This is a genomic window from Bacillus cereus group sp. N6 (assembly GCF_016483705.1).
Lineage (GTDB): Bacteria > Bacillota > Bacilli > Bacillales > Bacillaceae_G > Bacillus_A > Bacillus_A wiedmannii.
The window spans coordinates 1-12,602 of record NZ_JAEHBI010000012.1 but is presented as its reverse complement, the minus strand read 5'-3'; the positions used below and the strand labels follow the sequence as shown (position 1 = coordinate 12,602).

Here is a 12,602-nt window from a genome sequence, read left to right as displayed (position 1 = left end):
CTGGAGGAATATATATGGCAAAACTTAAGAAGAACCCTTCAAAGGCTGGAATTAGCGCAGCAAGCGTAACTGGAAATGCAGGTCCTCATAATCACGGTGTGGAAAAGGGCCGTCAAGGTAATAACCAACAATATAAGAAGCATAATATGGGCGAAAAATAACGGTATATTTTTGGGCAGAAAACGTGGCATAATGGGTAATGGCTGCTTTTTCTGCCCAATTTATTTGTACATATGGAAAACAAAAGAGGGAACGATGATGAAACGAACAATAGTTATGATTGTAATGATTGCTACACTATTTACAGGGATGATTTTCTTCTCTTATGCACAAAGGCAACAAGCTGTAAGAGCGGATCAACCTAACATTACTGGGCAATATGGCATTACAATCGATGCAGACACAGGTGAAATTTTGTATGGGAAACGGGAAGACGAACGCTCTTATCCGGCTAGTATAGGGAAAATGATGACTACCTTACTCTTACTCGAGAATGTAAAAGAAAATGAAGAAATTACAGTTACAGAGAACGCAATTAAAACAGAAAGTCAAAGTAAGAAAATTAAACTTCGTGCCGGGGAAAAGTTAAAGCGGGATGAGGCATTAAAGCTTATGCTTATCATTAGTGCAGACCCGATAGCTGAATCCATTGCAGAACATATCGCAGGATCAAAAAATGAATTTGTAAAAATGATGAATGCTAGAGCGAAGGAACTTGGTACAAAGCATGCGACTTTCAAAAACGCAAGTGGTGCTGATGCACTTGGAAATAAAGTATCGCCATATGACATTGCTATGATTACGAAAGAAGCATTAAAGTACCCAGTTGTTTTAGAGTATATGAATTCAACACGTACAACTCTACATACTTCAGAACGCTCTCCAAACATCGCAAACTATGGACGAGAAGAACTATATGACGATCCATATGCAATTGGAAGTAAAAGCGGTCTATCAGCACTCGGAAAATATACGGTCGTAACAGTGGATGAAAAAGACGGTAAACGCGTTATTAATGTTGTTTTATCTTCTACTCGCACGCAGCTATATCCTGATACGAAGAAAATGGCACATTACGCATTTCAGCAATTAAAATAACCAAGGAGTATTTTCTCCTTGGTTATTTTTTAACCATACCTTTTAACACGAACGCAACGTTTGCTGGACGCTCTGCTAGACGACGCATGAAGTAGCCATACCAGTCGTTTCCATAAGGCACATAAACACGCATTTTGTAACCTTCTTTTACTAGCTCAAGTTGACGCTCATTACGAATACCATATAACATCTGGAATTCAAATTGGTCTCTTGGAATGTTGTGTTCTTCGGCAAGTTTTTTTGTATATTCAATAATCGCTTCGTCATGTGAAGCAATCGCAGTATAATTTCCATTTAATAAGTGCATTTTAATAATTTTTTTATAGTTATCATCTACATCTTTCTTCTCCGGGAACGCTACCTCTTCAGGTTCTTTATAAGCTCCTTTTACAAGACGTAAATTAGGACTATAAGCATTTAATTCTTCCATATCTTTTTCTGTACGATATAAGTAAGCTTGAATAACTGTACCAATATTATCGTACTCAGATTTTAACTGTTTAAAGATATCAATTGTCTTTCCGCAGCGTGTATAGTCTTCCATATCAATGGTAACAAACACACCATTTTCTTTTGCAGCTTCTAAAATACGGCGCATGTTGTTCATTACGATTTCATCAGAGATATCTAATCCCATAGAAGTCATTTTTAAAGAAAGCTGCGAATCAAGACCTTCTCTTCCAATTGCACGGATTGCTTCAATCGATTGGTTAGCCATTTCATTTGCTTCCGCTTCATTATCAACGAATTCCCCTAAATAATCGATTGTTACACAAAGTCCTTGCTTGTTCAATTGTTTAATAGCTGCTGTCGCTAATTCAATTGTCTCCCCTGCGACAAAGCGACCTGCACCAAAGCGTAAACCGTACTTTTTAGCCAGTTTTGTTAGCGCTTTATTTTTTGACAAGAAAAGAAACGAATTTCGCATTAATTGTTCCATGTAATTCACCCCTATGACTGTAATTTATCTGTTTTTTACCCCTCTTCAAAATTATATCATTGTTTAAAATTATTGGATACAAATAATTATTTAGATAATTTATAAAATACTATAAAAACATTTAAAAACCTATATTCTCGCTTATAAATATGCAGGGAATATTTTTCGACATTTAGAAAAAACGACTTTACTAGGCACAAAATAAGCATGTCGAAAATATTCGACATGCTTATAAAACCCTTTATATTCCATGTAAATTATATAAGGATATTAATACAGAAAACTTGAGATTATATTTACCTCAAGTTTTTTATTGCTCATTTCTCTTCTCTTCATTCAACTTTTTAATATCTGTAATTAACTGTACCATCTCTTCTTTCGCATCAGGATATGTCTCATTCCAATGCTTCACTAAAGCCGGCATCGTCTTCGCTATGTAAGAATACAGTGCCCACTTCTGCACCTGTTCTTTTCTCTCTGCATTGCTCTCTCCAAGTAATAGTTCCGTGTATTTTTCTAGCAACCCGTCAAATTGTTCGTTAAACTTTTCACTCATCTTATCTACCTCCTATATGAAAAAAGCAGCGAAGATCGCTGCTTTTCCTTATAATTTTGATCGAACAGAGTTTAATTTCTTTTCCATCGTGCTTACTTTATCACGACGATCATCGATACGAATTGTTGTTGCAACGCGCTGTGCACCTTTCGTATATGGAACTTCATGCATTTGTTGAATTACTTCTAGAATGACAGGAAGATCTCCTTCAATTACTGTATTCATTGGTGTTAATTGATACTTCACGCGATCTGCATTTTTCTCTAGCACCTTTTGTACTTCTGCTACATATTCACTAACACTTGGATTACCAGTTCCTACTGGAATAATCGATACGTCAACAATTGCCATAGTAGTCTTCCTCCTATAATTGCTTCTTATATATCCATTGTCTATTTTACCGAAATACTCATCATTTTACTAATTTGTTATTCCTCTATTTTAAACTGCTCAACCAATCTTTCTAAGTCTCTCATATGCTCCGTCAAACTTTCCATCGTATGAGCTACCTTTTCTAGATGACTCACTTGAGATTCAGTTGCAGCATTTACTTCTTCCGAAACAGCTGCGCTTTCTTGACTTGTACTAGCAATTGTATGCATTACCGTTGTAATTTCTCCTTGCTCGTAACCGATGTTATGTACCTCTTCTACAATTTGTTCGACTGAAGTACTAATTGTATTTACAACTGACATAATTGTGCGGAATTCCGTTTCTGCCTCTGTCGTAACTTTATTTTGTATATCTGCAATATCTTTTAATTTACTTATAACCTCTACAACTCGTTTTACCTCTACTTGTACATCGCCAATCATCGTTGCGATTTCTCCTGTCGCCTCTTTCGATTGTTCCGCTAACTTTCGAACTTCTTCGGCAACAACAGCAAAGCCTTTACCTTGTTCCCCTGCACGCGCCGCCTCAATCGAAGCATTTAAAGCAAGTAAATTCGTTTGATCCGAAATACCTTTTATAAGCTCTACAACATTTTGAATCGATCCAACTCTTTGCTCTAACTTTCCGGATGCTTCCTCTGTATGAACAACAATCGAAGATGATTGGCCCCTTGTACGAACTAAATTACGCATCGTATTTAATCCTTGCTTAGATGCCTCTTCAGCTTTGCCAGCCACACCTTTTATTTCACCAACCGAATTATTCATTTGTTCCACTGACTGCGCCATATTCTCGAGTTGCTCTGAAACTTCATCTACACTATTAGCAAGAGTAGAAGCTCCTCCGCTCACATCATCCATTGCACCTGATACTTCTCTACTAGCTGCTACAGTTTCATTCGTTAAATAATGTAGATTATTCGTTGATTGTTGCACTGTTGATACACTATTTTTAATTTTACTTACCATTTCATTCATTTGCTCAACCATATGATTAAAATGATTCGTCAGCTCTCCAACTTCATCCTTACTTGTCACTTTCATTTGCAACGTTAAGTCACCTTCTGCTACTTTTTGAACGTGATTTGTTAATAGTTGCAATGGTCTTGCTAATCTTCTTGAGAACAAGTATGAAGCTGCGATTCCAACTAATAAACTAATACATGCCATTATAAGGACTGTATTTCTCATACTATTTAATAGCCCATCAATCGTTTCTTTCGGATAAAAAATTCCTATTTTCCATTTCATCAAATCAAATGACTGGCTATAAACAACTACATCTTCACCTTTTAATGTAGTGACAGCATATTTTGTTACCTCTTTATTTAAACTCTTCACAAGTGGCTCTTTCGAAACATCTTTCCCTATTTTCTCTGGGTAAACAAGAGCCATACTTTTATCATTTATAATAAACATTTCTCCGCCATTATTGTATTGAATATTATGAAGTAACTTCTGAATTGTTCCGAGCGATACATCCATCGCAACAACACCTAACACAGATCCATCTTGAGCTGTAATTGCTTTAGAAACTCCCACACTTAACTTACCTGTTGCAATTTCATACATAGGTTGTCCCCAGTGAACCTTTTTCACATCAGCTTCTGATTCTTTATACCATTGTCTTGTCGTTGGATCATATCCTTCTGGCACTTGTCCACCTTCAGCAAGATTGGCACTTAATGTTTTTTTATCTTTCGTACCAATATATAAGTCTAAAATACCAGGATGATTCTTTTTGTACTCCGAAAACTCTTTCGTCAAAAATGCTTCTTCTTCTGGAGTAACTCCGTCTTGAAGCATATTACGAATCATCTCACTGTTCGCATAATATCCCATATCTTCATCCGTTCTTTGAACAAATGTCGTAAGTTGCTCTGTCACAAGATCCATTGTATTTTGAGAATACTGGTCTAAGGAGCGCACTTCCTTCTCTTTCTGTAATTGATACATAGCTGTACCTAATATTACAAACATCATAGAAATAAGCACCGAAAATACTACCGCAATTTTTAAACGTAAACTTCTCAACATCTTCCCCCAAGCATCCCCTTCTCGTTGTATTGTAATCATATTAATCACTATATTAAGTATAATGGATAAAATTTAAAAATTGAAATTAATTCTCATCTCATTCTGAGTAGAAAACCTACTACCACTTGTGCAAAAACAAATAGTTCATTATCCTTAAGCTATATCATCTCATTCGTTCGGAGGGAACTATGTTACAAAAATTCGGTTTCTCACAATATGAAAGCCAAGCTTATGAAGTTGTCGTATCAAGCAATGAACCATTAGATGCTACAACAATTGTGAAGCATTCTGGTGTTCCAAAAGCAAAAATATATGAAGTGCTAGCACGCCTGATTGATAAAGGAATGGTAATGGATTCTGTTTCAGAAAAGAAAAAATTGTATACAGCATTGCCACTAAAGCTCGCAATTGAAAAATTAACGACAGAATTTCAATCAAACATTAAAGAATTAGAAACGAATATATCAAAAAAATCATTTACAGATGACCGTGTGTGGAGCTTAAAAATGCAATCTTCTATTCGAGTTCAAAGTAAAGAACTCATCGAAAGTGCAAAAGAATCAATTCGCATTTCAGCTTGGAATGACACTCTTTCAGAATACCTTCCTTCACTAGAAGAAAAAGCAAAACAAGGCGTCAAACTCGAGTCCCTTATAGTTGGAAAAGTAGAAACAGACTTAGAAAATATGCATTTTTTAATCCCAACTGAAGAACCTAACGCATTAGAACGCTACTTGCTGCTCATCGTTGACGACCGCGAAATTTTATTTGCTGGTGTAGAGCAAGAGTCATGGCAAGCGATGAAAACAATGTCGCAACCTTTCGTAAAGTTCTTTACAGAATTTTTCTATCACGACGTTGCACTTGCAAAAATTACAGAAAAGCATCTGGATCTCTTCATGCAAGATGAGGAAATTAAGAGTTTGTTGAGGAAGTTAAGATACTAAAAAAACGCCTCTATTACAAGGCGTTTTTTTCTACATTTCTTTTCTATTTTTCATCCTTAACACATAAGCACCAGCAATAATAAAACCAATTCCTAAAACGAATAAAGCCGTAAATTCATTGCCGACGCCGCCAGTAGCTGGTAAACGCACTTCATTATGAGTATTATGTTGTTGCATCGGCTTCACATCAGCGGAAGGTTTCACTTCTCCACTCGGTGTTGGCTTATTTGGCTTAGAAGGAAGTGATGCCTTTTCTTCTTTCTTATTTTTCACAATATGTTTAATAATTTCTCCATTCTCTTTTATTTCAAATGCAAATGTCTCTTCATTTATTACATATCCATTCGGTGCTATTGTTTCTTTATACGTGTACTTTCCGTATAGTAGTTTAAATTTCGCTACACCTTTTTCATCCGTTTTCCCTTTTACTACTTCTTTCCCTTGTTCGTTGTAGATTGTAAACTCTGCATTTGGCAGTTTCGTATTCCCATCCGCTACATCTACTTTCGTTATTTCTAAATCACCTTCTACTTTCTTATCTTGAACGATATGTTTAATAATTTCGCCATTCTCTTTTATTTCAAATGCAAATGTCTCTTCATTTATTACATATCCATTCGGTGCTATCGTTTCTTTATACGTGTACTTTCCGTATGGTAGTTTAAATTTCGCTATACCTTGCTCATTTGTTTTTCCTTTTACTACTTCTTTTCCCTGTTCATTATAAATTGTAAACTCTGCATTTGGCAGTTTCGTATTCCCATCCGCTACATCTACTTTTGTTATTTCTAGTTCACCTTCTACTTTTTTATCTTGAACGATATGTTTAATAATTTCTCCATTCTCTTTTATTTCAAATGCAAACGTCTCTTCACTTATTACATATCCATTCGGTGCTATTGTTTCTTTATACGTGTACTTTCCGTATGATAGTTTAAATTTCGCTACACCTTTTTCATCCGTTTTCCCTTTTACTACTTCTTTCCCTTGTTCGTTGTAGATTGTAAACTCTGCATTTGGTAATTTTGTATTCCCATCCGCTATATTTACTTTCGTTATTTCTAGTTCACCTTTTATATTTTCATTTTTCAACTCTAATACAGCAGTTTCACCAGTTTTCACTTCAATTTTTTTAATACTTCCGTCTAACACATATCCAGCTGGCGCTTGAATTTCTTTGACGCTATATATACCGATTGGAAGATTCCCTAGCTCCGCAATCCCCTTATCATTAGTCGTGACATTTTGTTTAAAGTTTTCATTAGAAACTTCAAACACCGCTCCTTTTAATAATTCCTTTTTTTCTCCTAATTTCATAATCTTTAAAGAGCCTACTGATTCCCAATTTACAACTAAATCTGTACTGATTTTCTCACTATTTCTTTGTAACAATACCGTTGTATTTTGAACTTTTTCTGATCCTTTAAAAGCTATTGCTTGTAAATTTGTTAAAGTAGACTTCACTTTCATTTTAAAATTATCACTACTCGTATCTTTCGGGAATAATATTTTAAATTTTTCGTTAATTGATAATGTACTTTTTTCTTCTCCATTTTCATTTACAATTCGAAGCCCTTTAGGAGCATTTTCAGGAAGAATTGTATAAGAGCCAGAAACCGCATTTGTTTGCACTGCATAAAATCCTGTTTCTAAATAATTACCTTTTTGTGTAGCAGTTTGTGGATCTACAGGATTAACTTTAAAGAATACATCTTGTGATCCAGTTTCTTTTTTTGAAGCCTCTACTAAACGCTTCATAAGATTATGTACTCGTTCATTTTTTGCAACTAAATCTTCTACCGTTAATTCATTTGCTGCAATCCATACCGCTAATTGTGTAGCATAATGTGCTTCTTCCGTTGTCGCTACCTCTAATTCAGATGGGCTTTTTTGAGGATATCCATTTAATAAAACACGATATACGGCATCAGATGTCTTCCCCATTTCAGGCAAATCATCTCCATTTGGAGAACGCAAATCAGGCGTTAAACAATACGCAATACTACCCGAAGCCGTTTTAATTATTTCTGTTTTTATTTCACGATGTTTCGAATTACTATAACTCCAATCCATTTTATATGTTTCTCTGTTCATTACTTCTGCCTTCACTTGCGGCATTGCAATTCCTAATAAAATAATAAGAGCACTTAAAAAACTAAACCATTTCCCTACCATCTTTCGTTTCATTCTCTCCACCACCATATATAAATTTCTACATGAAGCAATCTTACTGTTTTATTGTACTTATAGTGAAAAAAAGAGAATAGGTGGTTTTTTTGTAGTATCTTGTCGAATTGTTGAGAAAGTTTCAAAGTAATAAGCAACATTAAAATTGTTTGTTCTCATGCTGCTATTGACAAATGGACATTACATATTTTAAATTTTCAAACATGATAAAAAAGCACTTTATAAGTGCCTTCATAACTTACGAGAAACAAATTTTAAACGAATACATATTACTTATCTTTTTCCTTTATCTCCGTCAACAGCTCAATAATTTTCTCATTTTGCTCCACTTGTTTCTCTGAATTTTGATAGATGAAACGGACCCACCTTAATACAACAACAACTATCAATATCGGTAGTAGAGCAATTATCATGCCAAATACCGAGAAATTAGACATCATTCTCCATCACCTCGCTACATACAACTTTCTCCATCCACCTACTAAAACCTGCAATTTTTTACAAATAAAAAAGAACCTATCAAACGATAGATTCTTCTTTTGCAAACTGAGCAGAACGTCCTCTCGTAATCGAGAAAATTGCACAAAGTAGTGCTAATATAATAAAGCCGCCACCTACCCAAGCATTATATATAACAGATGATTTCTCAATAACAACTCCGCCTACTGTTGAACCGAGAGCAATCCCTAAGTGAAGCGCAGAGTTATTTAAACTTTGCTGAATACCAGCTGATTCTGGTGCAATTTCAATTAAATAATTTTGTTGTGCTGGTGAAATAGCCCAGCTAAGCATACTCCAAATTCCCATCATAATAATGAACAGCGGGAATGAAAATGTCATCATTGGCAATATGAAGATCGCACACGCAAATACGATAATAATTGAAATAATACTTTTCTTCGATCCCCATTTATCAGCAAGCAAGCCCCCAAGGCCGCCTCCAAGTACCGCTGCAATTCCGAAAATGAAGTAAAATACACTAATCCAATTTGCCTCAACATGCATCACATCTTTTAAAAATGGTGTTAAATATGCATATAGTGTTAAATGACCCGTTAAAAATAAGAATGACGTTAACTGTGCACTGACAATTTTTTTATCTTTTAACGTAGCGATTTGCTCTCTTATCGATAGCACTGATGTTGGTGGTACTTTCGTTAAGAATAATGAAATACATGCGAGTGCCATTACTGTTAAGATCGAAATGAGTACAAATGGTGCACGCCATCCATATGCATTTCCGAGTACAAGGCCAAGCGGTACTCCAAGTACAAGTGAACCACTAATCCCCATGAAGATGATTCCAATTGCACGCGCACGAAAATGTGGTTCTACAACGCTAGAAGCAAGTGTTACTGACAGTGCAATAATAAGCGAACCACTCGCCGCACAAATAACCCTTGAGAACATTAACATCCCATAATTCACACTAAATGCTGAAATAATATTTCCGATTAAGAAAATTGATAATGCCCCAATGTATAATTTTTTCCTTTCGAATTTTCCAATTATCGCCAATAAAACCGGACCTGATAAAGCAAATACTACTGAAAATATTGTTATAAGCTGACCAGCTGCACTAATAGATACTCCTAAATCATTGGCAACTAGATCGAGCGTTCCTCCTATAATTAGCTCAACCGTTCCGACTACGAAAGCCGCGATAGCTAAAATATACACACGAAAATTCAAGTCTTTCCCCACGCTTTCTTTTTTGGTTACTACGACTATAGTAACCAAAAAAAATTGAACACAAGTACAATTTTTTTACAATAAAAAAACAGGCGTATCATACGCCTGCCTTCTAATTATTAAACACTAGTTTTGTTCTTCTTATTTAAATACCAATATACCGGTAGTCCAGTAAAGACAATTCCAATTGATAAGAAACAACTTACCGGATCATTAATAATCGCACTTCCAAGTACAAACAATGATCCTAAAATCGCAACGATTGGTACAATCGGGAATAACGGTACACTGTATGCACGCTCTTTATTCTTGTTACGTTTTCTTAAAATGAAGACACCAATAAACGTCATTACATAGAAAATATAAATAATGAATACGGAAATCTCAGATAGCTTATTCGGATCACTAATAACCATTAAAATAATTCCTAAAATGATTTCAACAGTAATCGCATTTGCTGGTGTTTTAAATCTTGGACTTTCCTTTGCGATAAACTTAGAAAACGGAAGGTGTCCACGCTCTGCCATAGACATCGGAATACGTGGGAACGTTAAAATCTTTCCATTTAAACAACCGAAAATAGAAACGATAATACCGATACTAATGATTTTCCCGCCATATTCTCCAAGTAGCATGCCCGCAGCTGTCGCTGTTGCATTCTCTCCAAGGTCTACAATTTTCGCTGCTGGTAACACATTTAATAATGCCAAGTTAATTAGTACGTAAGCAGCCGTTACAATTAAAATCCCAACTGTCATCGCTTTCGGTAATAGCTTTGTTGGATTCTTCATTTCTCCGCCAATCGAAGCAAGTAGAATCCAGCCGTCATAAGCAAATAATGTTGCTAAAATTGCCATACCGATACTTTGATTTTCTGATATCGGCACTACTACATTAAAGATATCGCTATTTCCTTTCCAAAAACCTAACACAACAATTAATACGATTGGAATCATCTTTCCAATTGTCGTAACCGTTTGGACGATACCTCCATATTTTGTTCCCATACTATTTACAACGCCAAGGAACACAACTGTTCCAATAGCAATTGGTAAATTCCATACTTTATCTAAATAGAAAAAATTAATCATTAAAGAACTAAAGTACAATCCTAATGTTCCAATAATAGCTGGTCCATAAACAATTGTTTGCATCCAGCCTGATAAATATCCCCAAAAACTTCCGTAAATCTCCTCTAAATACGTATACAACCCACCATTTTTCGGGATTTGCGCTCCAATTTCGGCTACTGTTAAACCACTTGCTAACGTCAACAGACCACCAATTACCCAAGCAAGAATAGCCATATTAGAACTCCCCGAGTAATCTAATACGCTCCCTGGCTTCATAAACACACCAGATCCAATAATCGTTCCTACTACGATAGAAAGTGCTACTGTTAAACCAATTTTGTTCTTCTCATCATGATGCATGCTGCGTATCCTCCTTCCAATTCTAGTGTGATGCAAAAATGAAATAAAAAAACACTCCTCCCTAAAAAAGGGACGAGTGTTATATTCGTGGTTCCACCCTTGTTTCAATTCGTAAAGTAACATACTTCACCAATTTCTCAAGTCTAAATAACGGTTTTTGCCGGCAAGCAATTACTAGGTATCGGTTCACTGCTGCAGTTCAGAGGTGGTAATCCATTTTTCCGTATTAGGAAGCTCACAGCCAAAGGCTTCCCTCTCTGAGAATCGTAAAAAATTGATCATGTCCTCATCATCACTTCTTGATGTCGAATTTTGTAGTTATTGTTCATTATATTGAATTGTTAGAAAAAATCAATATATTTTTTTATATAACATAAGAAATGTTTCTCTTCTTATATTATAACAGAAGCTATAATATTTCTCTAATTCCCCAGTATCTTTGGAACAGCGTAGCGGTAAAAATTATCTCAGCGATTTTCAAAATATATCGATTTACCAACAAAAAACGACAATAAGTAAGAGGAGACTTTCTAAAAGAAAGTCTCCTCACATACATACCTTCCGGTTGCCCACACGGAAGATACGACTTTACTCAATTATTTCTCATCTTTTTTCATAAAAAATTTACCCCGCATTAACGGGCAGTAAAACTTCCACCTTAAAATCCAGCGAATACAAGGATGAAGTTGGAATATTAACTGCCCGTAAAAGCCCGATTGGTTCAACTAATAATCAGTGGAAATGCACCACTGATTAAAGTTTCACTTTATGGTGCGGTAAATCAACGTTCAATTCCTCTAATTGTTTCTTTTCATTCTCTAAAATCGCTTTTGCTTTTTCTTTCGTTGTCTCATCTAATCCCGCAAAGATGTCTTCATGCTTCTCTTTCTCTGGAAGTTCCACACCTAGTTTTGTTAATTCTTCTTTTGCTTGCTTATGTGTTAATTTCCCGGATTTTTCTTGTTCAAAAATAGACTTTGCTTTTGCTTTTGTTGCTTCATCTAAGTCAGCAAGCATGTCTTTACGCTTACCTTTCTCTGGAAGTTTCACACCTAGCTTTGTTAATTCTTCTTTTGCTTGTTTACGTGTTAATTTGCCGGATTTCTCTTGCTCTAAAATTGATTTTGCTTTTTCTTTTGTTGCTTCGTCTAAGTTAGCAAACATGTCTCCATGCTTACCCTTCTCTGGGAACTTCACGCCTAGCTTTGTTAATTCTTCTTTTGCTTGTTCACGTGTTAATTTACCGGATTTCTCTTGCTCTAAAATTGATTTTGCTTTTTCTTTTGTTGCTTCGTCTAAGTTAGCAAACATGTCTCCATG

The 12,602-nt window shown here is 35.5% G+C and carries 10 protein-coding genes, 2 pseudogenes and 1 other annotated feature; of the genes and pseudogenes, 3 read left to right on the top strand and 9 right to left on the bottom strand.

Annotated elements, in window-relative coordinates; all coding sequences use genetic code 11:
- Window positions 1–14: 14 nt before the first annotated feature.
- Window positions 15–161, top strand: coding sequence for a YuzL family protein (locus JDS99_RS11335; RefSeq protein WP_001096344.1), 147 nt, complete (start codon window positions 15–17; stop codon window positions 159–161).
- Between the two features lie 97 nt (window positions 162–258).
- Complete coding sequence (locus JDS99_RS11330; RefSeq protein WP_000831460.1) at window positions 259–1,098, top strand: D-alanyl-D-alanine carboxypeptidase family protein; 840 nt, start codon at window positions 259–261, stop codon at window positions 1,096–1,098.
- 22 nt (window positions 1,099–1,120) lie between these two features.
- On the opposite strand, the gene JDS99_RS11325 is transcribed toward JDS99_RS11330, so the two are convergent.
- The 4 genes from JDS99_RS11325 to JDS99_RS11310 all read right to left on the bottom strand — a co-directional run bounded on the left by JDS99_RS11325 (window position 1,121) and on the right by JDS99_RS11310 (window position 5,023).
- Window positions 1,121–2,038, bottom strand: a complete 918-nt coding sequence (locus JDS99_RS11325; protein WP_046955846.1) for a proline dehydrogenase family protein — start codon at window positions 2,036–2,038, stop codon at window positions 1,121–1,123.
- A gap of 310 nt (window positions 2,039–2,348) precedes the next feature.
- Complete coding sequence (locus tag JDS99_RS11320) at window positions 2,349–2,594, bottom strand: YusU family protein (protein ID WP_087986005.1); 246 nt, start codon at window positions 2,592–2,594, stop codon at window positions 2,349–2,351.
- 48 nt (window positions 2,595–2,642) lie between these two features.
- The gene (locus JDS99_RS11315; protein WP_001018862.1) at window positions 2,643–2,945 is read right to left on the bottom strand and encodes an MTH1187 family thiamine-binding protein; all 303 of its coding nucleotides are present in this window, start codon (window positions 2,943–2,945) and stop codon (window positions 2,643–2,645) included.
- A gap of 77 nt (window positions 2,946–3,022) precedes the next feature.
- On the bottom strand, window positions 3,023–5,023 hold the full coding sequence (locus JDS99_RS11310; RefSeq protein WP_199695102.1) for a methyl-accepting chemotaxis protein: 2,001 nt from the start codon (window positions 5,021–5,023) through the stop codon (window positions 3,023–3,025).
- A gap of 188 nt (window positions 5,024–5,211) precedes the next feature.
- Between JDS99_RS11310 and JDS99_RS11305 the strand changes: the two genes are divergently transcribed.
- Window positions 5,212–5,970, top strand: a complete 759-nt coding sequence (locus JDS99_RS11305; RefSeq protein ID WP_087986003.1) for a TrmB family transcriptional regulator — start codon at window positions 5,212–5,214, stop codon at window positions 5,968–5,970.
- Between the two features lie 30 nt (window positions 5,971–6,000).
- Here JDS99_RS11305 and JDS99_RS11300 read toward each other — a convergent pair whose 3' ends face one another.
- From JDS99_RS11300 to JDS99_RS11280, 5 genes and pseudogenes are all read right to left on the bottom strand, one after another.
- Window positions 6,001–8,157, bottom strand: coding sequence for a SpaA isopeptide-forming pilin-related protein (locus tag JDS99_RS11300; RefSeq protein ID WP_199695101.1), 2,157 nt, complete (start codon window positions 8,155–8,157; stop codon window positions 6,001–6,003).
- Between the two features lie 269 nt (window positions 8,158–8,426).
- On the bottom strand, window positions 8,427–8,597 hold the full coding sequence (locus JDS99_RS11295) for a hypothetical protein (protein ID WP_087986001.1): 171 nt from the start codon (window positions 8,595–8,597) through the stop codon (window positions 8,427–8,429).
- 79 nt (window positions 8,598–8,676) lie between these two features.
- Window positions 8,677–9,969, bottom strand: a pseudogene (locus JDS99_RS11290) (MFS transporter).
- Window positions 9,969–11,282, bottom strand: a complete 1,314-nt coding sequence (locus JDS99_RS11285; RefSeq protein ID WP_088064746.1) for an APC family permease — start codon at window positions 11,280–11,282, stop codon at window positions 9,969–9,971. The pseudogene JDS99_RS11290 and the gene JDS99_RS11285 overlap by 1 nt, the downstream one beginning before the upstream one ends.
- Window positions 11,283–11,347: 65 nt before the next feature.
- Window positions 11,348–11,584 (bottom strand) — a binding site (T-box leader).
- Between the two features lie 451 nt (window positions 11,585–12,035).
- Window positions 12,036–12,602: pseudogene (locus tag JDS99_RS11280) on the bottom strand (hypothetical protein); the annotation flags it as partial.